24 protein-coding genes are annotated in these 23,810 nt (G+C 47.6%); 8 read left to right on the top strand and 16 right to left on the bottom strand.

Translation table 11 applies throughout. The features are described 5' to 3' along the window. Positions 1–97: 97 nt before the first annotated feature. Positions 98–664 carry a D-glycero-beta-D-manno-heptose 1,7-bisphosphate 7-phosphatase gene (gene gmhB, locus ACL9RG_RS21220; RefSeq protein ID WP_422794647.1) on the bottom strand — a complete coding sequence of 189 codons (567 nt, stop codon included), beginning with the start codon at positions 662–664 and terminating at the stop codon, positions 98–100. A gap of 177 nt (positions 665–841) precedes the next feature. Between gmhB and metN the strand changes: the two genes are divergently transcribed. From metN to proS, 6 genes are all read left to right on the top strand, one after another. Then, complete coding sequence (gene metN / locus ACL9RG_RS21215; RefSeq protein ID WP_422794646.1) at positions 842–1,873, top strand: methionine ABC transporter ATP-binding protein MetN; 1,032 nt, start codon at positions 842–844, stop codon at positions 1,871–1,873. After that, the gene (locus ACL9RG_RS21210; protein ID WP_422794645.1) at positions 1,866–2,519 is read left to right on the top strand and encodes a methionine ABC transporter permease MetI; all 654 of its coding nucleotides are present in this window, start codon (positions 1,866–1,868) and stop codon (positions 2,517–2,519) included. Before metN ends, ACL9RG_RS21210 begins: the two co-directional genes overlap by 8 nt. A gap of 76 nt (positions 2,520–2,595) precedes the next feature. After that, a complete protein-coding gene (locus ACL9RG_RS21205) occupies positions 2,596–3,411 on the top strand; it encodes a MetQ/NlpA family lipoprotein (protein WP_422794644.1) in 816 nt (271 codons plus the stop codon). A 204-nt stretch (positions 3,412–3,615) separates the two neighbouring features. Further along, a complete protein-coding gene (gene rcsF, locus ACL9RG_RS21200; RefSeq protein WP_422794643.1) occupies positions 3,616–4,023 on the top strand; it encodes an Rcs stress response system protein RcsF in 408 nt (135 codons plus the stop codon). Beyond that, positions 4,020–4,727: a tRNA (N6-threonylcarbamoyladenosine(37)-N6)-methyltransferase TrmO gene (gene tsaA, locus ACL9RG_RS21195; protein ID WP_422794642.1), complete on the top strand. Its 708-nt coding sequence runs from the start codon at positions 4,020–4,022 to the stop codon at positions 4,725–4,727. The genes rcsF and tsaA overlap by 4 nt, the downstream gene beginning before the upstream one ends. A gap of 118 nt (positions 4,728–4,845) precedes the next feature. Next, entirely contained in the window at positions 4,846–6,564 is a 1,719-nt protein-coding gene (gene proS / locus ACL9RG_RS21190; RefSeq protein WP_422794640.1) for a proline--tRNA ligase, read from the top strand. Positions 6,565–6,656: 92 nt separating this feature from the next. On the opposite strand, the gene nlpE is transcribed toward proS, so the two are convergent. From nlpE to ACL9RG_RS21170, 4 genes are all read right to left on the bottom strand, one after another. After that, positions 6,657–7,340 carry an envelope stress response activation lipoprotein NlpE gene (gene nlpE / locus ACL9RG_RS21185; RefSeq protein WP_422794639.1) on the bottom strand — a complete coding sequence of 228 codons (684 nt, stop codon included), beginning with the start codon at positions 7,338–7,340 and terminating at the stop codon, positions 6,657–6,659. 271 nt (positions 7,341–7,611) lie between these two features. After that, entirely contained in the window at positions 7,612–8,028 is a 417-nt protein-coding gene (gene arfB, locus ACL9RG_RS21180; RefSeq protein WP_422794637.1) for an alternative ribosome rescue aminoacyl-tRNA hydrolase ArfB, read from the bottom strand. Between the two features lie 2 nt (positions 8,029–8,030). Continuing rightward, positions 8,031–8,594: a YaeQ family protein gene (locus tag ACL9RG_RS21175; RefSeq protein ID WP_422794636.1), complete on the bottom strand. Its 564-nt coding sequence runs from the start codon at positions 8,592–8,594 to the stop codon at positions 8,031–8,033. A gap of 99 nt (positions 8,595–8,693) precedes the next feature. Next, a complete protein-coding gene (locus ACL9RG_RS21170; RefSeq protein WP_422794635.1) occupies positions 8,694–9,485 on the bottom strand; it encodes a MipA/OmpV family protein in 792 nt (263 codons plus the stop codon). A gap of 367 nt (positions 9,486–9,852) precedes the next feature. Here ACL9RG_RS21170 and ACL9RG_RS21165 point away from each other — a divergent pair, with 367 nt between their 5' ends. Beyond that, on the top strand, positions 9,853–10,053 hold the full coding sequence (locus ACL9RG_RS21165; protein ID WP_422794634.1) for a YaeP family protein: 201 nt from the start codon (positions 9,853–9,855) through the stop codon (positions 10,051–10,053). After that, positions 10,040–10,300, top strand: coding sequence for a Rho-binding antiterminator (rof, locus tag ACL9RG_RS21160; protein WP_422794633.1), 261 nt, complete (start codon positions 10,040–10,042; stop codon positions 10,298–10,300). Before ACL9RG_RS21165 ends, rof begins: the two co-directional genes overlap by 14 nt. A gap of 75 nt (positions 10,301–10,375) precedes the next feature. On the opposite strand, the gene tilS is transcribed toward rof, so the two are convergent. The 11 genes from tilS to skp form a co-directional block, all read right to left on the bottom strand. Beyond that, on the bottom strand, positions 10,376–11,695 hold the full coding sequence (gene tilS, locus ACL9RG_RS21155; RefSeq protein ID WP_422794632.1) for a tRNA lysidine(34) synthetase TilS: 1,320 nt from the start codon (positions 11,693–11,695) through the stop codon (positions 10,376–10,378). A gap of 32 nt (positions 11,696–11,727) precedes the next feature. Beyond that, positions 11,728–12,120 (bottom strand): VOC family protein, encoded by a 393-nt coding sequence (locus tag ACL9RG_RS21150; protein WP_422794631.1) that lies wholly within the window; start codon positions 12,118–12,120, stop codon positions 11,728–11,730. Between the two features lie 98 nt (positions 12,121–12,218). Further along, positions 12,219–14,360 carry a lysine decarboxylase LdcC gene (locus ACL9RG_RS21145; protein WP_422794630.1) on the bottom strand — a complete coding sequence of 714 codons (2,142 nt, stop codon included), beginning with the start codon at positions 14,358–14,360 and terminating at the stop codon, positions 12,219–12,221. Between the two features lie 165 nt (positions 14,361–14,525). Further along, on the bottom strand, positions 14,526–15,485 hold the full coding sequence (gene accA / locus ACL9RG_RS21140; RefSeq protein ID WP_422794629.1) for an acetyl-CoA carboxylase carboxyl transferase subunit alpha: 960 nt from the start codon (positions 15,483–15,485) through the stop codon (positions 14,526–14,528). A gap of 12 nt (positions 15,486–15,497) precedes the next feature. Beyond that, on the bottom strand, positions 15,498–18,980 hold the full coding sequence (gene dnaE, locus ACL9RG_RS21135) for a DNA polymerase III subunit alpha (protein WP_422794628.1): 3,483 nt from the start codon (positions 18,978–18,980) through the stop codon (positions 15,498–15,500). Positions 18,981–19,010: 30 nt separating this feature from the next. Next, positions 19,011–19,607: a ribonuclease HII gene (gene rnhB, locus ACL9RG_RS21130; protein WP_422794651.1), complete on the bottom strand. Its 597-nt coding sequence runs from the start codon at positions 19,605–19,607 to the stop codon at positions 19,011–19,013. After that, a complete protein-coding gene (gene lpxB / locus ACL9RG_RS21125) occupies positions 19,607–20,770 on the bottom strand; it encodes a lipid-A-disaccharide synthase (RefSeq protein WP_422794627.1) in 1,164 nt (387 codons plus the stop codon). The genes rnhB and lpxB overlap by 1 nt, the downstream gene beginning before the upstream one ends. Before the next feature lie 18 nt (positions 20,771–20,788). After that, positions 20,789–21,577 carry an acyl-ACP--UDP-N-acetylglucosamine O-acyltransferase gene (gene lpxA, locus ACL9RG_RS21120; RefSeq protein WP_422794626.1) on the bottom strand — a complete coding sequence of 263 codons (789 nt, stop codon included), beginning with the start codon at positions 21,575–21,577 and terminating at the stop codon, positions 20,789–20,791. A gap of 3 nt (positions 21,578–21,580) precedes the next feature. Further along, entirely contained in the window at positions 21,581–22,036 is a 456-nt protein-coding gene (gene fabZ / locus ACL9RG_RS21115; protein WP_422794625.1) for a 3-hydroxyacyl-ACP dehydratase FabZ, read from the bottom strand. Between the two features lie 161 nt (positions 22,037–22,197). Then, positions 22,198–23,220, bottom strand: a complete 1,023-nt coding sequence (gene lpxD / locus ACL9RG_RS21110; protein WP_422794624.1) for a UDP-3-O-(3-hydroxymyristoyl)glucosamine N-acyltransferase — start codon at positions 23,218–23,220, stop codon at positions 22,198–22,200. A 2-nt stretch (positions 23,221–23,222) separates the two neighbouring features. Next, positions 23,223–23,720, bottom strand: a complete 498-nt coding sequence (gene skp, locus ACL9RG_RS21105) for a molecular chaperone Skp (protein WP_422794623.1) — start codon at positions 23,718–23,720, stop codon at positions 23,223–23,225. Positions 23,721–23,810: the final 90 nt, after the last annotated feature.

Here is a 23,810-nt window from a genome sequence, read left to right as displayed (position 1 = left end):
GGAGGCGCATTATAGGGAGTTTCAGAAAGCCTGCAACCCCCTTTTGATAAATAATCGCAAATAATTATCTGACCGTTTCTTTTTTACTCAAAACGCTTTATTTAACACCTTTGCGAATTGCCTCTGGAAGAGTGGCAACACTGTCGAGAACCGCGTCCGCCAAGGCTTCGCCCTCTTTTGTGACCGGTTTTCCGCTTCTGACTAAAATTTTGGTTCCAACGCCAGCTGCCACAGCTGCCTGCAGATCTTCGATTTTATCACCTACCATATAAGAAGCAGCCATATCTATATTTAGCTCTTCTTTAGCAGTAAGGAACATCCCCGCTTCCGGTTTACGGCAATCGCAGACTTGTTTGTATTCTGCAACGCTGGCCTCGGGGTGATGTGGACAGAAATAGATACCATCTAAATCAACGCCGCGGTCTGCCAAAGACCAGTCCATCCATTCGGTCAAAGTAAAGAACTGCTCTTCGGTAAACTTACCGCGAGCAATACCAGATTGGTTAGTGACCAAGACGAGCGCGAAGCCCATCTCTTTTAATTTAATCAGCGCTTCAATAACGCCATCGATAAATTGGAAGTCGTCAATTTCATGAACATAACCGTGATCGACATTAATGGTACCGTCACGGTCAAGAAAGATTGCTGGAACAGATTGTGTCACGTAGTAGCTCCTGGGGACTGGTTAACATTATCAGTATCGCATGATTACCGAGGTGAGAGAATGTCAACTTGGTTGACTTAGACGTCTAGACGCCTTAGCATCCACATCACGAAAAGGACTTATTACTAATGTATTTCTGTTATCGAGCTGCGGCTCTAAAGACAAAATAAGAAGAATATGATTAAACTTTCTAACATCACCAAAGTGTTCAAGCAGGGCTCGCGAACCATCACCGCGCTGTCTGACGTGAGTCTTCACGTTCCTGCTGGGCAAATTTATGGCGTCATTGGCTCTTCAGGTGCAGGTAAAAGTACACTGATACGCTGCGTCAATTTGCTGGAACGTCCAACACAAGGAAAAGTTCTGGTTGATGGGCAAGATCTCACCGCGTTTTCTGAAAAAGAACTGATCCACGCACGCCGTCAAATTGGCATGATTTTCCAACACTTTAACCTGCTGTCATCACGTACGGTCTTTGGCAACGTCGCCCTTCCGCTGGAGTTAGATAATCTTTCCAGTACAGAGATTAAAAAACGCGTAAGCGAATTACTAAAACTGGTCGGTTTAGAAGACAAGCAAGACGCTTATCCAGCAAATCTGTCAGGCGGACAGAAACAACGCGTTGCTATCGCTCGCGCCCTGGCCAGTAATCCTAAGGTTTTGCTATGTGATGAAGCCACTAGTGCACTGGACCCGGCAACCACTCGTTCTATTCTCGAATTACTAAAAGACATTAACCGCCGCTTAGGGCTGACTATTTTATTAATCACCCATGAGATGGACGTGGTGAAACGCATTTGCGATCAGGTTGCGGTCATTAGTAATGGGCAGTTGATCGAACAAGATAAAGTCAGCGAGATGTTCTCTCATCCCAAAACTCCGCTGGCGCAACAGTTTATTCAGTCAACGCTGCATCTGGATATTCCCGATGACTATGCACAACGTTTAGTACCTGAAGCAGCCTTGGGTCTTGTTCCTCTATTACGTTTAGAATTTACCGGACAATCTGTTGATGCACCGCTGCTTTCTCAAGCCGCGCGTAATTTTAACATTAACAACAATATTATCAGTGCGCAGATGGATTACGCCGGTGGCGTTAAATTCGGCATTATGCTGGCAGAAATGCACGGCGAAGATAAGGATACGCAGGCGGCAATCGCGTTCCTGCACGAGAATCAAGTGAAAGTAGAGGTGCTCGGTTATGTCTGAAGCAATGATGGCGTTAATGGGCCGCGGCGTACTGGAAACGGTAATAATGACGCTGACTTCTGGTTTCTTTGGTTTTGTTCTTGGCTTGCCGATTGGCGTACTGCTCTATGTCACTCGTGCAGGACAGATTGCCGAGAATAGAAACCTCTATCGGGTGTTATCGGCTCTGGTCAACGTTTTCCGCTCAATACCTTTTATTATTTTGTTGGTATGGATGATTCCATTCACTCGCGTCATCGTGGGAACCTCTATCGGGTTACAAGCTGCGATTGTTCCACTGACCGTTGGTGCAGCTCCCTTTATTGCGCGCATGGTTGAAAACGCCATGTTGGAAATTCCTAGCGGTTTGGTTGAAGCCGCACGCGCAATGGGTGCATCACCACTGCAAATTATTCGTAAAGTATTACTGCCTGAAGCCTTGCCTGGTTTAGTTAATGCAGCAACCATTACTCTGATTACTTTGGTTGGCTATTCAGCAATGGGTGGCGCGGTAGGTGCTGGCGGTTTAGGACAAATTGGCTATCAATATGGCTATATTGGCTATGACGCTACAGCAATGAATACGGTGTTAGTATTGTTAGTGGTATTAGTGTATTTGATTCAACTGTGTGGCGAACGCATTGTAAAAGCTGTTACCCACAAATAACGCAGCAATGACAGCAGAGTGAACACTCTGCTGTTTGCAATTAATCTCAACATAATAAATGTATTGAGGATAGGACATGTCCATTAAATTTAAATCTCTTGCAGTAGCGGGTGTACTTCTGGGTGCAGTTGCCTTAGTAGGCTGTGGTCCAAAGAAAGAAGATATGAACCACATTAAAGTCGGTGTGATTGTTGGTGCCGAACAGCAAGTTGCAGAAGTTGCGGCTAAAGTCGCGAAAGAGAAATATGGTCTTGATGTTGAACTGGTGACGTTCAACGATTATGTCCTGCCTAACGAAGCTCTGAGCAAAGGCGATATCGATGTTAACGCCTTCCAGCACAAGCCTTATTTAGATCAACAGATCAAAGATCGTGGCTACAAACTGGTACCCGTTGGCAACACCTTCGTTTACCCGATTGCTGGTTATTCTAAGAAAATTAAATCCATCAGCGAATTGAAAGAGGGTGACCAAATTGCCGTCCCTAATGATCCAACCAACTTAGGTCGTTCTCTGTTGCTGTTGCAAAAAGAAGGTTTGATCAAACTTAAAGATGGCGTTGGTTTGCTGCCAACTGTTCTTGATGTGACTGAAAACCCTAAGAACCTGAAAATTGTTGAGCTTGAAGCACCTCAATTACCACGCTCTCTGGATGACAACAAAATTGCTCTGGCTGTGATTAACACCACCTATGCAAGCCAGATTGGTCTGACTCCAGAAAAAGACGGTATCTTTGTTGAAGATAAAAACTCACCTTATGTAAACATTATTGTTGCTCGTGAAGACAACAAAGATGCAGAGAACGTGAAAAACTTCGTCAAAGCTTACCAATCTGATGAAGTCAGCGACGCGGCGAACAAAGTCTTCAACGGCGGCGCGGTTAAAGGCTGGTAATACGACTAAGTCGTAAGCAATAAAATCTGTTTATGCGACAAATCCCTCCTCGCTTGCTTCAAAAAGCGGCCGACAGCCCAACATCTTACCGGGCTACAGGGATAGATAAATAACAAGGAGAGCTTCGGCTCTCCTTGTTATTTTTCCAATACCTTGCTTCAATAACGCCTCTTTTACCTCATATCAAAAAGCAGAGGATACACGATGCGCGCTTTACCTCTCTGTTTGTTAGCGCTTTTACTCGCGGGATGTTCCGCTACGCATAAAACACAGCCAGTTACTGCAACACAGCCAACAACAGTAGAACCAAAACCTGAAAAACGTAAACCCGTCGTCGCGCGGCCTGTCCCAATCAAACTCTATAAAGACGCCGGAGATTTAGTGGGAACACCTTTCCGTGATTTAGGTGAAGTATCGGGTGAGTCTTGCCAACCGAGTATGCAAGATACGCCGCCAAATATGCTTACCGCACGCAAACGTATGTTGTCACACGCGGCGTCAATGAAAGCCAATGCGGTGCTATTGCATCAGTGCCAAATTATTAGTGGTGTCGCTGGTTGCAACCAGCAGGCCGTCTGTCAGGGTTCGGCGCTTGACGTCACCTTTAAATGACCGCCTTTTCATTTAATCAAATAGGGGTGATTCGTTCCCCTTATAAAGAAAAATTTGCCGTCCCTCGCCAACCAGGCCTGGTTGAGGATGGTACGGGCGAGTTGCATTTGCTTGCTCCTTATAATCAACCAGAAGCCGTCAGAGGCCTCGAAGATTTCAGTCATCTGTGGGTGATGTTTATTTTTCACCAGACAATGGAAGGCGGCTGGCGTCCAACGGTTCGACCTCCTCGTTTAGGGGGTAATGCGAGACTCGGCGTTTTCGCTACCCGTTCAACCTTCCGCCCCAATCCTTTGGGAATGTCGTTAGTTGAACTAAAAGATATTCGCTGCCAGGGGCAAGAGGTCATACTGCAACTGGGCAGTCTCGATTTGGTTGACGGTACGCCGGTGGTGGACATCAAACCTTATTTGCCTTTTGCCGAAAGTCAGCCAGCAGCAACGGCCGGATTTGCCCAACATGCGCCAGCCGCGAATATGCCAGTCGAATTTTCTGAGCAAGCAGAATATCAGCTAGAACAGAACCGGCTACGTTATCCGCATCTTCGCCGTTTTATTAGCCAAGTATTAGGCCAGGATCCTCGTCCAGCCTATCGTAAAGGCGAAGATAAAGAACGAGATTACGCGGTCTTGCTACTCGAGTTTAACGTTCGCTGGAAAGTCATTGGCGAACGGAATAGGGTTATCTCTCTGGACAGAAGCTAAATTTCTGCCTGCTCTCTTTTGACAATCCCCAGTCGCTGGTAAACTAGCGTACTTTTACGTTTTTGGCTGTCATCAGGCAGCCCGATGCAATTTGCAGTGCTAACGGAATCAACACATCATGCGTACAACTCAATACCTGCTCTCCACACTGAAGGAGACGCCAGCCGATGCAGAAGTCATCAGCCACCAGCTGATGCTGCGCGCCGGGATGATCCGCAAACTTGCCTCCGGTCTTTATAACTGGATGCCGACCGGTTTGCGCGTACTTAAGAAAGTCGAAAACATCGTGCGCGAAGAGATGAACAACGCGAATGCGATTGAAGTCTCTATGCCCGTAGTACAGCCTGCCGACCTGTGGCAAGAAAGCGGCCGTTGGGAACAATATGGCCCTGAACTGTTGCGTTTTGTTGACCGCGGCGACCGCCCTTTTGTTCTTGGCCCAACGCATGAAGAAGTTATCACCGATCTGATGCGTCATGAGATCAGCTCTTATAAGCAATTGCCGCTGAATTTTTATCAGATCCAAACGAAATTCCGTGACGAGGTTCGCCCACGTTTTGGTGTGATGCGTTCTCGTGAGTTCGTGATGAAAGATGCTTACTCTTTCCACGCCACACAGGAATCATTGCAAGAAACTTACGATGGCATGTATGCCGCGTATAGCAAAATCTTTAACCGCATGGGGCTGAACTTCCGCGCCGTGCAGGCTGATACTGGCTCTATTGGCGGCAGCGCCTCGCATGAGTTCCAGGTTCTGGCTGAAAGTGGCGAAGACGATATCGTCTTCTCTACCGGTTCTGATTTCGCCGCTAACATCGAGTTTGCAGAAGCAGTAGCACCAGCTGCAGGTCGTGCACAGGCGAGCGAAACAATGCGCCTGATTGACACGCCAAACGCCAAAACTATCGCCGAATTGGTTGAGCAGTTCCAGGTTCCGGTTGAAAAAACCGTAAAAACCCTGATGGTTAAAGCCAGCGATGAAAGCGGCCATGTGCTGATTGCTCTGTTGGTTCGTGGCGATCATGAGTTGAATGAAGTGAAGGCAGAGAAACTGCCGCTGGTTGCTGCGCCACTGACTTTCGCTACTGAAGATGAAATTCGTGCGCTGGTTAATGCCGGTCCTGGTTCTCTGGGACCTGTTAATCTGCCAATCCCAGTCATTGCTGACCGCACTGTCGCCGCAATGAGTGATTTCAGCACTGGTGCTAACATCGATGGTAAACACTATTTCGGTGTTAACTGGGAGCGCGATGTAGCGTTGCCTAAAGTTGCTGATATTCGTAACGTGGTCGAAGGCGATGCTAGCCCAGATGGTCAAGGTACCCTGTTGATTAAACGCGGCATCGAAGTCGGCCATATCTTCCAGTTAGGCACCAAATATTCTGAAGCGATGAAAGCGACGGTTCAGGGTGAAGATGGCCGCAATCAAGTTGTGACGATGGGTTGTTACGGTATCGGGGTAACTCGCGTCGTTGCTGCTGCTATTGAGCAGAATCATGACGACCGCGGTATTATCTGGCCAGATGCGATCGCACCTTTCCATGTGGCTATTTTGCCAATGAACATGCACAAATCCTTCCGCGTGAAAGACGTATCTGAAGAGCTGTATCAGACGCTGAAAGCAAAAGGAATTGATGTGATCCTTGACGATCGTAAAGAGCGCCCAGGCGTGATGTTTGCCGATATGGAACTCATTGGCGTGCCGCATCAAATTGTTATCGGCGATCGTAATCTAGATGCCGAAGAAGTCGAATACAAAAACCGCCGTACCGGTGAGAAGCAGATGCTTAAAACTAGCGAAATCGTCGATTTCCTACTCACCAATATCAAAAACTGATAACGCCAGTAATAGTATAAAAAAATGCCCTGTTTAACAGGGCATTTTGCTATGGATCACGCGCTGAGCTTTAAGACTCAGCGTATGTTCTATTATTTACTGTCGCAGTTCTTGCGTTGATCAAAGGCTATTTGCCCATCAACCACCAATGCCTTTTGCCACTGACGATCGTCATCTGAAGGCTCAACAGTGAAATGACCATCCATTGAAACGAAGATCAGTTGGTTAGGCGTACTTTGCGCTTTCACATACTCTTGATGCAGTTGCACGTTGACAGCCACTGGGATTAATTTTCCCGTTGTGCAATCAATGAAGGATGCCTTATCCGTATTGAACTGTAACATTCCGGACAACGCCATCGGTGTTTTAGGCATGCTTTGCTGCACAGGTTTCAATTGATAGTTGAACGATGACTTAATCGCATTGCCATCTACATCGAGCATATCCAGGTTCTCACCGTTAGGATGGAAGTAACGCTTTCCACCTTGCTTATCGGTCAAGACCAGTTTATCTGCCGTACGTGCCCAAGTGCCATAATCTGCCCTGCTGAATTCTTTTCCTGGCGTACCTTGGTAGTGCTGGTTGAGCACATAGGTACCATCTTCTTGCAAGAACAGCGACGTCTCAATTCCCGAGCAGTCAGCACAAGGTAAAACCCCCATAAAACTCTGTTGCATCGGGCGTAACGGTTGCTCAGGTTCGATAACTTTATTGTGGCAACCAATCAGCGAAAATGCCCCTAATGCCAATACTGCAGTAAGAATTAGTTTTCTCACAGTTTTCTCCTACTGTGTTGTATCCCTGCCATTCCGAAATCATTACCTGTATTTAATAAATATCTATACCCGTCATACGTCAAGTTGCAGAGATGCTAGCCACATCCCGGCGTTTTTTAGGTATATACTCGCCATACTTGAAGTTTCCTCTGCGTTGACTGCAGTTGCTTACCCGAATCACTTGACCGTAGTAAGCTCATCGAGATGCGCTCCCTTGTCGCCCTGATGTAACTCCAATTATTTTGGGTATAGGTATAAATTGGGCAAATGTTCAGATTTGACGAATTTTTCCTCTCAGAGCTTTCGTTGTTCCTTTGCGAACTTTACTTTCAATCCGTCGAATTTTAGAACCTTTAGTTGGCTTCGTCGCTCGTCGAGTTTTTTCAACAATCATAGCTTGCTCAATGAGCGCCGCTAGTCTGGCTAGCGCCGCTTCTCGATTGAGTTCCTGACTGCGATGTTCTTGTGCCTTGATAACCACTAGCCCATCGGCGGTAATCAAATGGCTTTTAAATGCCAACAAACGCTGCTGGTAATACTCCGGTAAACTGGAGGCTTTAATATCAAAACGTAGATGGATAGCGGTTGAGGTTTTATTAACATTTTGGCCGCCCGCACCCTGCGCACGAATGGCCGTTAAATCAATTTCGCTATCAGGTATTTCTAACCGTCCAGAAAGTATCAACAACCTTACATTCCTTCATGTTTCCAGTCAGACATCTGCCATTCAGTAAAGTGAAGCTCCAGATTACTCTGAGCATCAGAAAGCCAAATAGTTCCATCTTGCAGTGTGGCTTGCAAAGTCATGCTTCGGTTAGCAAAAGTGACCAGTTGCGCTAACAACTCATCATCAATGTAACGGATAGAAAGGTTGCTAAGCCCTTGTAACTTAGACTGTGCTTGTGCCCACCACACTTTAGCCGCTCGCTCGCCATACGCATAAAGCACGACATTACGCGATTGATTGCAGGCCTTTTTCAGACGTTTCTCATCGGGTAAACCTAATTCAACCCACAGCTCAATACCGTTATGGTCGTTTTTACGCCAGATTTCCGGTTCGTCTTCAGCGCTCAAACCTCGAGTAAATATTAAACGTTCATCAGCGTGGCATATCCAAGCTAGTAAACGCAGCATCATCCTTTGCTCTGTTTCTGAAGGGTGCTGAGCCAGAGTCAGGCTAGCATCGTAGAAAAAATTGCGATCCATATCGGCAATATTTACAGCAGCTTTATAAATTGTCGCTTTTAACGCCATGGGAAACCTCTAAATCAATGAAGCCACAGTGTACTTGAAAGCCGGGACGGGGATCACATGTTGTTCACCGGTCTTAGCGCTTCTAGTACAGAGTAAAATTTAAAATGAATAGGCAACTTCTAGCGTTTCGGTCACGTTATTGCGCTGGTCAATAATCGGGCTATTAGCTGCTTTATCATTAAGATAGGTGTAATCCACCGCAACCACGGTTTTCCAGGATTTAGAAAATTGGTGATTCCAGCTCAATATGAGTGATTCACCATAAAGGCCACCGGCTGCATTATATTGTTTGAAGTTTGAATCAGCACTTTGCTCAGCAGACACGCCGTAAAACAGCATATTGTTTCGGTGGTCACCAAATAGAATATCGGTTTCAAAATCAATCTCATCGGCGTTTTTCTGCCACAGAATTCCCTGCACAGTCGCCTGATACGCCACGCCCTGACTTGCAGTCAGTGGCAATGTCGCCATCACATCAGCCGCTAATTGCGGGCTGAATTGGTACCCCAATGAAAAAGATGTATTAAGTGCGCCTTTAATATCCCCCATTCCGCGCAAATTATTGGAACCGTCGCGCCATAGGTTATTTTGCTCAGAGCGACCAAAACTGAATCCCAGCGAATGCTCGAGATAAAAGCCGCCGACAATCGGCAGGTCATAACCCACGCCTTTCGTTGAGTCGACAAACATCGCCCCTCTTTGCAGTTGGATAACTGGCATTAGGCGAAATTCACTCTCAGATGATCCCAAGTAACGTGGCGCGTACTCACCGGCCGCACCGAGAGTGACATCAGTATGATCGCCAAAGAAGCTTTCCTGGCCCGCTTGCGCGCAAAAACTTATCCCACAAATGGAGAGGATAGATATTGAAAGTATTAAAGGGTTTTTCATGCTAACGACATTCTCTGGATGTACTTTTATCTGGGCGATAAATTACCATAATCAGCATTAGTTAGAGAAAGAATGTCGGTGAAACATCCATTTTGTTAACTCGCCGTAACGATTTCTGCCAACGTATTAGCCCGCCCGGTAAGTTCTCACTCCCCCAAAATGCCCTCTCCTTATAAAGGATATGTAAGTAGTGATTAAAGCCATAATCGACGGCTAATATCTCATTAACTCCTGTGCTATAGTCGTTGCATATGCCAAGTTTATGTCGCTAGGTCTCCAAAAAATAACCATGCGGTATAAAGGGTTTTAGAACACGTTTGGAATCGATTTTAAGCAGTAGATTTCAAACCGCTCTAAAGGAGGATCTATGCAGCACTACTCTGAGTTAGTACGCCGTAAATATGCCGAGATAGCCAGTGGCGATCTTGGTTATGTGCCCGACGCATTGGGCTGTGTACTAAAGGCATTAGACGAAATAGCAGCGAATACTGATATTGCGTCTTCCGTCCGGGAACAGGCGGCTTATGCCGCCGCTAACTTATTGGTGAGCGATTATGTCGATGAATGATGAGTACCAACCCATCAATTGCGATGATTACGATAATCTCGAGCTTGCCTGCCAGGGGCATCTGGTTTTAACGCTTACATTACGAAGCGGAGAAGTCGTGGAAGCTAAAGCTAATGACCTGTTGATGCGCAAGAAAGTGGAATATCTGATCGTTGAGGCCGCAGGGACAACGCGTGAGCTACGATTGGACCATATTGAAAGCTTCAGTCATCCTAAAATCGGTACTGTTGTAGTAAGCGCAGAATAGGTTCCTCCACTCGTAATCTGAATCATAATGGGCAATCGCAAGATTGCCCTTTTTATTATCTTTTTCTAGCGCTCGCTAGTTTTTCTCCCAGACAAGATACCATTCGCTTTCTTGTGGTTCTGGCTGAGCTTCACGAGTAACAAACACGCCCGCCGCAGCGATAAGTTGTTCATTATAAAAAATTAGCGGGATACGGTCACGCTCCCAAGGCGGAATAGCCAGCTCTTGCCAAAGCTTCTTAAGCTCCCTGGCATGCTGTCGACCAACTATTTGAATTTTCTCTATCGCATAAAAATGGACAGATAGTTGCTCGCCTTCTCGCAGCTGCCGCACACACTGCGCATTGCCTTCTTCCTGCCGTAACAATCGTAATGTGCCTAAGTTATCGGGCAATACCAAATTCTGATTAGGTTCCCAAGAAAACTGGACGTCTTTGTAACCTGAAATCTTACCGACCACATATAAACGCTGGCGGAAACGGCGGACGGTTATTGCGCCGAGCTGTAATTGCGGCGTTGCATCATCCCGACTTAGCGCCACTTCATCCCAAAGCCGCTGTAACTGCTCTCTGGCCGGCATCGGTAAATGATGGCGGCCAAGCCAGCGGCGTAATAGAGCATCGCGCCGCGAAGCCGACATGCAGAGCATCTCATCTACAGATAAGCTCCCCTGTTGATCGATTAAGCGGTTTAATGACTCTTCAAGCAACTCATCAAGCAGGGCTTCTTGTTCTGCACACAAGCTGGCACTCCGCGCCGTTGCTTGAGCAAAGTGCGGCCAGCGTTGATAAAGCTGTGGTAATACTTGCAGGCGTAAGAAATTGCGGTCAAAACGTACATCCCGATTACTGTCATCTTCAATCCAGCGGATAGCGGAAAGCTGGGCATAAGCTTCCAACTGCTGACGGCTACATGACAGCAATGGACGTAATAAAAGGTAATCATGGTTCGCCTGCTGGCGCATGGCTGATAACCCGGCAGGGCCACTGCCGCGTTTTAATGCCAGCAAAAAGGTTTCACACTGGTCATCAAGATGCTGCGCAGTAACCAGAGTCTCTGCCGGCAGCAAGTAATCAGAAAAAGCCTGATATCTGGCGCTGCGTGCTGCGGCTTCAATTCCGCCATGCTTGGCATCAACCGTCACCCGAGAAACCTTGAGTTCAACCTGCCATGAGCGGCAAATTTCTTCGCAATGCGCTGCCCATTGGTCAGCAAACTGGCTCAACCCGTGATGGATATGAATGGCTCGCAGTTGCAGTTGCGGCAATTGTGTTGCTCGCAAGCTAACCAGCGCATGCAGTAACACCGATGAATCCAGCCCACCGCTAAACGCCACGCATAATTGCTGCCGCCCGGCGATCTGTTGTGCCAGATTATCCAGCAGAGAAAGAGACATCTTCGTTTCCTGAAAGCGCTGCACTCGACTTATCAGCGAGTTTGATAAAGTTCTAGCGGTAGGTTATCCGGATCGGCAAAAAAGGTAAATTTCTTGCCGGTATAAGGGTCAATACGCACAGGTTCACAGATAACCCCAGCGGCATTTAGCCCGGCTATCGCCACATCAATATCTTCTACACTGAAGGCTAAATGGCGTAAACCACAGGCTTCAGGACGGCTGACGCGGGCAGGAGGCGTAGGAAAACTAAACAACTCAATAATATATTGCCCATTAAGCGCCAGATCTGCCTTCCATGAGTCGCGCTCTTCGCGATACACCTCAGCTAACAAGCTTAACCCCAAAGTGTCGCAGTAAAAACGCTTGCTGGTTTCGTAATGGCTGCAAATGATGGCGATATGGTCGATATGACGTAGATTTAGCATAGCGTTTCCCTGAATGTTTTGACGAATGAGACGTTACCCATCGGCTCAGCTGCCGTCAATAAAAAGCCCTCATTTATCGAGGGCTTGCAAGCAAAGTTTTACGCCGGCTGTTTCAGTACTTTCACCAGATATCGACCATCTTCTGTCAATTTAGCACCGTGAATATCGGTCTCAAACCCAGGATAATGCTCGCCAATCGAGCATAGCATCAATAAGAAATCGAGCACCGCTCGGCTCTCTTGAGTGATCATTTCACCCGGCATCACCATCGGGACTCCCGGCGGATAAGGCAGGATCATATTGGCAGAAACTTTGCCTACCAGTTGGTCGATTTCACACTCTTCAATGTTGCCACGAACCTGGTGCTGGAACATTTGATACGGCGTCATTTTCATTTCTGGCAGTACATCAAAGGCTTTGAACATCAAATGCGGCAGATCATGGTGGATAATTAATTTATGGATCCCTTGAGCCAAGTCCTGAATACGCATGTGTCGGTAAAAATCAGGATCTTCAGCGTAGAGATCTGGCAGCATGTTTTTCACACGCAAATTAAGATCATACGAACGTTTGAAATCAGTCAGCCCGCGCATTAACCCCATTGCTTTGGTTTTGTCGATACCGATACTGAACAGGAAAAGCAAATTATAAGGGCCAGTTTTCTCGACCACGACACCACGCTCATCAAGGAATTTAGCCACCAGCGCAGCGGGGATCCCCTCTTCTGCCAATGTGCCTTGCTCACTCATTCCCGGTGTCAGAATGGTCACTTTGATCGGATCAAGGTACATATGATCGGCATCTGCCTGAGAAAATCCGTGCCATTTATCCTGTGGTTGTAGCGGCCAACACTGCGCCTCATCGATCTGTTCCGGTTGCCAGATATCGAAGAACCATCCTTCAGATTCTGCACGCAAACGCTGGATCTCTTTTCTAAAATGCAGCGCCCGTTCCACTGAGCGATTGATCAAACGGCGTCCCGGATTACCCCGCAGCATCGCCGCGGCTGTCTCAGCGGAGGCCACAATACTGTAATTTGGCGAGGTGGTGGTATGCATCATATAGGCTTCATTAAAGGTATTTTCATTGTAATCACCTTTAATATGAATCATTGATGCCTGAGAAAAAGCCGCCAGTAGTTTATGCGTGGACTGCGTTTCATAAAAAACCTTGCCTGCCATTCTCTCGCCGCTCATGCCACTTTTCCCGCTATATATCGGGTGGAAATTGGTATAGGGCACCCAGGCAGAATCAAAATGGATCGAAGGTACATCGAGCGTCTGTTTAATAAAGTCGGTGTTGTACAGCAAACCATCGTAGGTGGAATTGGTAATTACCGCGTGAACCGGCCAGCTAGCATCTTTTGTATCAGCCACTTTCTGAGCAATGCTTTCACGGCTGAATTCACGTTTGGGAATGCCGCCTAATATTCCATAAGCATTTCGAGATGGGCGCAGATAAATCGGGATAACATCGGTCATCATCATTAGATGCGCCAATGATTTATGGCAGTTGCGATCGATTAATATCGTGCTACCAGCGTGTGCGGCATACATGCCGACGATTTTGTTAGCCGTTGAAGTGCCATTGGTGACGATATAGCTCTGCTCTGCGTTAAAAGTACGAGCAATATATTCTTCAGCTTCCAGATGAGGTCCGGTGTGATCAAGCAGAGAGCCCAATTCCGTGACTGAGATAGATACATCGGCCTTGAGAGCTTTCGCGCCAAAGAAATCATAAAATAATGTCCCAACCGGGCTTTTCAAAAATGCCGTGCCGGCCATGTGTCCCGGGGTGCAAAAAGTGTATTTCCCCTCTTCAACATAAGTGAACAAAGCCTTGGTCAAGGGCGGTGTAATCTCATCAAGATAATCGTTGGTGTACTGGCGAATACGTTGAGCGATGTCCTCTGCCGCATTGAGCGCATACTCAAAGAAATAGAGCACCATACGCATATCATTGCTGCTGACATCTAATGAAGAGTGGGTATTAATAAAGGCGTAAAGCGGCAGATATTCGTTCAGCTCGTTAATTTCAGCACACAGGTCTTCGCTGTGCATATCCCAATCAAAGACGACGCCACAAATACGCGCGTTGTTTTCAATAAGCTTGAGTAAATCGGCTTGATCATGGGGATAAATTGTTTTGAACCCGGCCTGCGTCAGCGCTGAATCCAACTCTCTCATCGGCTCATCTTTATAATAAGCGCCGGGGGGATGCATGATGGCGATAATATTCATCTGATGGCTCCTTGCTGATATATCTGATTCCTTGATTATAGGAATAAACATCGTCGCGTTAAGCTCTTATTCCACCTTTCCCTGCCATTACGTTTAATTATCAGAATTTGGCGGATATAAAAAAGGCAGCCTCGCGGCTGCCCTTTCACATAATTCTGACAAATATCAGCAGTAGCCGTAAGTCATCAGTCGTTGGTAACGACGGTTACGCAATTCTTCGACAGTCAACGCATCCAAATCACGAAGATCGGCTTCAAGTTGAGCACGCAAAGAAGCTGAAATTGCCGGAACGTCACGATGTGCGCCACCCAGAGGTTCTGGAATAACGGTATCGATAAGTTTCAACTCTTTCAGACGAGGAGCGATAATGCCCATCGCTTCTGCCGCCAGCGAGGCTTTATCCGCGCTCTTCCACAAGATTGACGCACAACCTTCCGGCGAAATAACCGAGTACGTGCTGTACTGCAACATGTTAACTTTATCGCCTACGCCAATCGCCAACGCACCACCGGAACCGCCTTCGCCGATCACCGTACAAATAACCGGTACATTCAAACGAGACATTTCACGCAGGTTACGTGCAATAGCTTCAGACTGGCCGCGCTCTTCCGCACCTACGCCCGGGTAAGCACCTGGCGTATCAATGAAGGTGATGATTGGCATTTTAAAACGCTCAGCCATCTCCATCAGACGCAAGGCTTTACGGTAACCTTCTGGCGCCGGCATACCAAAGTTGCGACGGATTTTCTCTTTGGTTTCACGACCTTTCTGATGACCAATGATCATCACAGGACGTTCACCCAAACGAGCAATCCCGCCAACAATAGCTTTATCGTCAGCGTAAGCACGATCACCCGCTAGCTCATCAAAATCAGTGAAGATATGTTTGATGTAATCCAAGGTGTAAGGACGACGTGGATGACGCGCCAATTGGGCAACCTGCCAGGCTCCCAGATCAGAGAAAATCTTGCGAGTCAGTTCAACGCTTTTCTCACGCAGGCGTCCCACTTCTTCATCAAGATTAATATCCAATTTTTCGTCTTGACGGCTGACTGCAGTCAGCGAGTCAATTTTCGCTTCCAGCTCCGCAATCGGCTGTTCAAAATCAAGAAAATTCAGACTCATAGCATTCCTATTTTAGTCAAATTCCAGTTCCACCTGCTCATTACCGACTAAAGTACGTAAATCCAGTAATAAACGGTCGGTTGGTGTAACACGCCAACTCGCACCGAATCGCAGCCGGGCTCGTGCGTTCTCTCGTTGATAGTACAAGTGCACTGGTATCGTCCCCGATCGATGAGGTTCCAACGATTCGCGGAGACGGTTCAAAAGCTGGTCATCAATTTGCCTGTCAGTCAGCGAGATAGCAAGACCGCGAGCATATTTTTCACGCGCTTCACTGATGTCCATTAGATCACGGGCCATCATTTTAAGCCCGCCGTTGAAATCATCAAAGCTGACCTGTCCTGTGGCTATCAGGATACGGTCTTTTTCCAATAAATGCTGGAATTTTTCCAACGCTTCAGTGAATAACATGACTTCGAGACGACCGGAACGGTCATCCAACGTACAAATACCAATACGGTTACCCCGTTTGGTAATCATCACCTTCGCAGCCACTACCAAACCGACTGCGATGGTCATTTTTCCCCGATCCGTTGGGTGCATATCTTTTAAACGCTGGCCGCCGCCATAACGTTCAATTTCTTTTAAATACTGGTTGATTGGATGGCCGGTGAGATACAAACCTAAGGTTTCTCGCTCACCATCCAATACCACCTGCTCTTGCCAAGGCGTTACGCTAGCATAAGATTTTTCAACTTGCTCGGGTTCTTCGGCCAGCACACCAAACATATCTGCCTGACCAATCGCTTCTGCTTTGGCATGTTGATCGGCAGCTTTTAGCGCATCGCCCAAAGAGTGCATCAACGCTGCACGGTGTGGGCCAAGACGGTCAAATGCCCCGGACATGATCAGCTTTTCAAGAATACGGCGATTAAGTTTTTTGGTATCTGTGCGAGCACAAAGGTCAAACAACTCTTTAAAATAGCCCCCCTGATTTCGCGCTTCAATGATCGCTTCAATCGGGCCTTCACCAACGCCTTTAATCGCGCCGATTCCGTAAACTATTTCCCCCTCGTCATTGACGTGGAAATGATATAGCCCACTGTTGATATCCGGCGGCAGAATTTTAAGCCCCATCCGCCAGCATTCATCAACCAAGCCAACCACTTTATCGGTGTTGTCCATATCAGCAGTCATTACTGCCGCCATAAATTCAGCCGGATAATGAGCCTTTAACCATAAGGTTTGATAAGAGACCAGCGCATAAGCAGCAGAGTGCGATTTGTTAAAACCATAGCCCGCAAACTTTTCTACCAGATCGAAGATTTTAACCGCAAGTTCACCATCAACGCCGCGGGATTTAGCACCGTCCTCAAATCCACCGCGTTGCTTAGCCATCTCGACAGGGTTCTTTTTACCCATTGCACGACGCAGCATATCCGCGCCGCCTAACGAGTAGCCCGCCAGTACCTGAGCAATCTGCATAACCTGTTCTTGATACAAGATAATGCCGTAAGTTGGCTCAAGCACAGGTTTTAGTGATTCATGCTGCCATTGGATATCAGGATAAGACAGTTCTTCCCGCCCGTGTTTACGGTCGATAAAGTTGTCTACCATCCCCGACTGCAGCGGCCCAGGGCGGAACAATGCCACCAAGGCGATCATATCTTCAAAGCTGTCCGGCTTCAGACGCTTGATCAGATCTTTCATACCGCGTGATTCAAGCTGGAATACCGCTGTGGTTTCCGAGCGTTGCAGCATATCGAAGCTTTTCTGATCGGTAAGTGGGATCGCGGCGATATCTATTGGCTCTAATCCGGTCTTAGCACGGCGAGCGTTTATCATCTGTAACGCCCAGTCGATGATCGTCAGCGTACGCAAGCCAAGGAAGTCAAACTTTACCAGCCCTGCATATTCCACATCATTTTTATCAAACTGGGTAACCGGGTTATTCCCTTCGGCATCGCAATAAAGCGGGGCAAAGTCAGTAATTTTGGTTGGAGCGATAACAACACCACCGGCATGCTTACCGGCGTTACGCGTGACGCCCTCCAACTTACGCGCCATATCAATGAGCGCCTTAACCTCTTCGTCAGCCTCATAAATTTCAGGCAACTGCGGCTCGGCAGCAAAGGCTTTTTCTAGCGTCATTCCCGGATCGGGCGGGACTAATTTAGATATTCTATCGACAAAACCGTAAGGGTGGCCCAATACACGACCTACATCGCGGATCACCGCTTTGGCCGCCATGGTACCGAAAGTGATAATTTGCGACACGGCTTCGCGGCCATACATTTCAGCCACGTGATCGATCACCAGATCGCGTTTTTCCATGCAGAAGTCGACGTCAAAGTCGGGCATTGAAACACGTTCTGGATTGAGGAAACGTTCGAATAGTAAATCGAATTCCAGTGGATCGAGGTCCGTAATTTTTAGCGCATAAGCCACCAATGATCCCGCACCAGATCCGCGCCCCGGCCCAACAGGAACGTCATTATCCTTAGACCACTGGATAAACTCCATCACGATCAAGAAGTAACCTGGGAAGCCCATTTGGTTGATCACTTTGAGTTCAACATCCAAACGATCATCATATTCTGGGCGTCTTTCAGCCCGTACTTGCGGATCTGGGAACAAGAACTCAAGGCGCTCTTCCAGCCCTTTTTGCGAACAGGCGACGAGGAAGTCTTCGGTGGTCATATCACCGGTTGGGAACTGCGGCAGGAAATATTCGCCCAGGCGAATTGTGACGTTACAGCGCTTGGCAATTTCAACGCTATTTTGCAACGCTTCAGGAATATCTGCGAAGAGTTCGCACATTTCCTCTTCACTGCGCATATATTGTTGCGCCGTATATTTTTTAGGGCGCTTAGGGTCATCAAGCGTAAAACCATCGTGGATCGCCACGCGAATTTCGTGCGCGTCAAAATCACTGTCGACCAGAAAACGCACATCATTGGTGGCGACAACCGGCAGTTGCCGCTCGGTTGCCAACGCGACTGCTGCATGCAGATAGTTTTCTTCATCAGCGCGACCGGTGCGGATCAATTCAAGATAGTAGCGGTCGGGAAAATATTGCTGATAGAAATCCAGGCACTGCTCAACCAAAGGGGGATTGCCACGCAGCATAAACTTGCCTACATCCCCCATTCGGCCACCGGATAGCAACAACAGCCCGTGGTTTAATTCAGCTAACCATTCGCGATCGATGATTGGCCCTGCTGCGCCGTAACCATTTTGGTAAGCCCGGGATATCAGCAACGTCAAATTCTGGTAGCCGTCATTATCCATTGCCAACACGGTCAATTGGGCCAACTCATCGCCCAATACATCGCTTTGGACATTGAAATCAGCACCAATTATCGGCTTTATCCCAGCACCGTGCGCTGAACCGTAGAATTTTACTAGCCCACAAAGGTTAGTAAAATCGGTGATAGCTAACGCTGGCATCGACAGCTGTGCCGCTCGTTTTACCAACGGGCCAACTTTGGCTAATCCATCCACCATGGAGTAGTCACTGTGAACACGAAGATGAATAAAACGAGGTTCAGCCATATCAAATTACCAGAAATGTGAGAGTTGAAGTTATGCCAAATCCAGCACGCGTCTGACGGGCGCAAAGCTACGCCGATGATATTGTGTGGCACCAAATTTTGCCAACTGCTCAAGATGCAACGGCGTTGGGTAGCCTTTATGCTGAGCAAATCCGTATTGCGGGAATTCGAGATCCAACGCAACCATTTCACGGTCACGCGTGACCTTAGCCAAAATTGATGCGGCGCTAATCTCGGCCACTTTACTGTCGCCTTTAACCACCGCCATAGATGCCATTGGCAAGCTAGGGCAGCGATTACCGTCAACCAACACCATGTCAGGCGTTACCTGTAAACCAGCTACCGCTCGCTGCATCGCCAACATTGTGGCATGCAAGATATTCAGTTGATCAATTTCTTCCGGCTCGGCCCGCCCCAAACTCCAGGCCAGGGCTTTCTCCGTTATCTCAATAAACAGCGCATCGCGACGTTTTTCGCTGAGCTTTTTTGAGTCAGCCAAGCCGATAATTGGCCGCGCAGGGTCGAGAATCACCGCAGCCGTTACTACCGCACCAACCAAAGGACCACGGCCAACTTCATCCACACCAGCAATATAATTTGCCTGTGGATAGACAAAAAGTTCGGTCATCATCGCTGAGCTAACTCCATTACCGCCTGAGCTGCCTGTTCATCAGCACCGCAACGAATGTTTTGATGTAATTCGAGGAATAAATGTTTCAATTCGGTACTTTTCTCACCACCGGCCAATAGCGGCAACAGCGCAGCACTTAGCTTATCCGGCACACACTCAGTCTGTAGCAATTCGGTGACAATCTCTCGTCCGGCTAACAGATTTGGCAGTGAAACATACGGCGTTTTGACCAAGCGCTCGGCTATCCAGAAAGTGAAAGGTTTCATTCTATACCCGACCACCATTGGGCACTTCGCCAACATGCATTCCAGCGCCGCAGTACCTGACGCCAATAATGCAGCATCACTGGCAATCATTGCAGCTCGTCCTTGCCCATCGAGTAAATGAGCAGGAAGGTCTGGTGCAATTTCAGCTTTGATGCGTTCAAACTGCTCACGGCGCTTGGCATTAACCAAAGGCACCACGATATGCAAATCAGGATAAGTTCGACGCAGCTGTAGCGCCGTTTTCAGGAAGTCAGCGCTTAACATCTCGACCTCTGAATGGCGGCTGCCCGGCAGCAATGCCAGACAATGTACATCTGGCGGAATACCTAATTCAGCGCGAGCTGCTAGCTTATTAGGCTCAAGCGGCATTGAATCCGCCATCGTATGGCCAATAAAGCGACAAGGCACATCAAATCTATCGTAAAACGCTTTTTCGAAAGGAAGAAAAGCCAGCACCATATCGGTGGCCTTACCAATTTTGAAAACACGCTTTTGACGCCAGGCCCAAACGGACGGGCTGACATAATGAATGGTGCGTATCCCACGCTGCTTTAATCGTCCTTCGAGCGTGATGTTAAAGTCCGGCGCGTCAATTCCAACAAAGACATCGGGCTTAAGCTTAGCAAAACGCTGAGTCAGGTCTTTGCGAATCTTCAACAGGCGTGGTAAACGCTCTACGACTTCTACCACGCCCATTACCGCCAGCTCTTCCATTTCATACCAAGCTTCGCAACCTTCGGCTTGCATCAGCGGCCCAGCGACGCCAACAAAATGAGCGTCAGGATAGTGATGCTTAAGTGCACGGATTAACCCTGCACCTAAAATATCGCCAGAGGTTTCACCCGCGACCAAACCGATAGTTAATGCAGGTCGCTCCTTATTTAGCAATGGCATAAAATCCCTGGAATTAAATCAACGGATGATGCCGCGCGTTGAGCGGGCAAAGAAGTCACTAAATGGCTTAACCGCTGGGAACTCATCGGCAATAGCGGTAATTTCCGGCAGAACTTCTTCCAACGTCTTACCACTGCGATATAACAGCTTGTATGCTTTATCAATCGCCTGTCGGGATTCTTTATCAAAACCGCGACGTTTCAGTCCAACCCGATTGATGCCGAAAGGTGTTGCATGGTTACCTTGAGCAATCAAGAACGGTGGCACATCTTGAGCAACCCCAGAACAGCCACCCACCATCACATGAGCACCAATGATGCAGAATTGATGCACCGCGGTCATCCCACCAATAATGGCAAAGTCGTCAACCTGAACATGCCCAGCCAAGGTGGCGTTGTTAGCTAAAATACAGTTATTACCCACCACACAATCATGCGCAACATGGGCATTAACCATAAGTAGGTTATTACTGCCTACTTTAGTTAGACCGCCGCCATCTACAGTTCCACGGTGAATCGTCACGCTTTCACGAATGTCATTATCGTCGCCCACTTCAACACGCGTAGGCTCACCAGCATACTTCAGGTCTTGGTTCACTTCACCAATACTGACGAACTGGAAAATACGGTTATTGCGACCAATTTTGGTCAAACCGTTTACGACAACATGTGATTTCAGTACCGTCCCTTCGCCGATTTCCACCTCGGAACCCACGATACAAAAAGGGCCGATATGAACACCAGCGCCAATAATGGCACCGTCTTCGACAATAGAGCTCGGATGAATAAAGGCGGTTTTATCAATCACGGATTACCCCTCTTGACTACGGGCGCACATCATCTCTGCTTCGCAAACAATCTCACCATCAACTTTAGCGACACCTTTGAAACGGGTGAGTCCACGACGCGTTTTAAGAAACTCAACTTCCAGGATCATCTGATCCCCAGGTAACACAGGGCGGCGGAAACGCGCTTTGTCGATACCTGCAAAATAGTACAGCTCACCCGGCTCCAAACGACCTACGCTTTTAAATGCCAAAATACCGGTCGCTTGCGCCATCGCTTCAAGGATCATCACGCCTGGGAAAATAGGTTTACCCGGGAAATGGCCTTGGAAACACGGCTCATTAAAGGAAACGTTTTTCACAGCGCGTAAAAACTTCCCTTCATCAAAGTCCAACACGCGATCGACCAACAAGAACGGATAGCGGTGTGGCAGTAAATCCAATATCTCTTCGATACGCAGAGTATGAGTTTCGGTTGTCAAAATACTCTTCCTGTCTATAAAAAACTGATGTCATCAATAACACGGCCTGCTTGCCTCTCAAAGAGAGACATTGTGCAGGCCGCAAATAGGAACTTATGTTAACACAAACCTTGATAATACAATGAATCATCAAAGCTTAAGTGATTATTGTCAGCAGTAAATTAGTCTTTTTCGATTTTACGCTCGACAGCTTTTAAGCGTTTGTTCATCTCATCGATATTCATTACCAACGCTGCGGTCTTACGCCAAACTTTGTTCGGCTGTAGTGGAATGCCGGAGGAGTATACCCCAGGTTCAGTGATTGGACGCATCACCATTCCCATACCAGTGACGACTGCTTTGTCACAAATTTCCATATGACCATTAATCACGCTGGCGCCACCAATTTGGCAGTAGCGGCCGATCTTCAGACTACCAGCCATGATTACACCTCCAGCAACCGCTGTATTGTCTCCAATCACAACGTTGTGTGCAATCTGGCATTGGTTATCAATGATCACACCATTGCCAATAACGGTATCATCTAACGCGCCACGGTCAATGGTAGTACAGGCGCCAATCTCTACGCGATCGCCAATTAGGACTGTTCCTAATTGCGGAATTTTGACCCAGTTACCACGGTCATTCGCATAGCCAAACCCATCAGCACCGATAACGGTACCTGACTGGATAAGACAATGTTCACCAATTTCAACGCGATGATAGATTGATACATTCGCCCAAATACGGGTACCTGCACCGATGCGTGCATGTTTACCAATAAAGCAACCTGCACCGATGATGACGTTGTCTCCGAGTTGTGCCCCGGATTCAATAACTGCATTCGCACCAACCGAAACCTGCTTACCCAGTACCGCATCTGGAGAAATCACTGCACTTGGTGCAATATTTTCTGCAGGCGTTGGCGTGGTATCAAGCAATTGCGCCATACGGGCATAAGTCAGATACGGATTTTTAACAACGAGTGCCGCTGTTTGGCAAAATGGCAGATCCGCTTCCGTCAACACAACAGCACCTGCGGTGCAGGACGCTAACTGTTCACGGTAACGGCTGTTTGATAAAAACGTGATTTGCTCAGAGTGTGCGGAATGCATTGAAGCAACGCCGGTGATGACGATATCGCCATCACCGTGCAATTGTGCATCCAACTGCTGTGCGAGATCAGCAAGTCGAATTGAAGACATGTTTATTTAACCTGTTTCAGCACATCAGCAGTAATGTCTTTCGCGTCCGCTGCATAAGCAACAGCGTTAGAATCGATTACTACATCGTAACCTTCTTTGCTTGCTACAGTTTTCACTGCGTCCTGGATACGACCCAGAATTTTATTACGCTCTTCACCCTGACGGCGACGATTGTCTTGCTCAAAAGCCTGAGCTTTAGCAGAGAAATCTTCACGTTGAGCCATGACAGATTTTTCTAACTTAGCACGGTCGCTAGCTTTCATGGTTGAACCATCACGTTGCAACTTCTGCATTTGAGTTTGCAGAGCAGCTTCCTGAGATTGCAACTGAGTTGCACGGCCTTTGAACTCGTTTTCCAACTGTTTTGCTACCGCTTCACGAGCTGGCATTTGTTGGAAAATTTGTCCGACATTGACAACAGCGATTTTGTCAGCAGCCATAACGCTTGCTGAAGAAGCCATAACTAAACCGAGGCCTGCGGCATACAACCACTTTTTCACTATAAACTCCTTCCATACACCCGTTTGCGCCATTTGGCACAATAAATTTCACAAAAGTCTTTGCCAATTTAATGGCTCAGACTTTTGCGC

Source organism: Rouxiella sp. Mn2063, assembly GCF_049319665.1.
Lineage (GTDB): Bacteria > Pseudomonadota > Gammaproteobacteria > Enterobacterales > Enterobacteriaceae > JBMOUD01.
The sequence above is the reverse complement of the archived record's forward strand: the minus strand, read 5'-3'. Positions and strand labels throughout refer to the sequence as shown.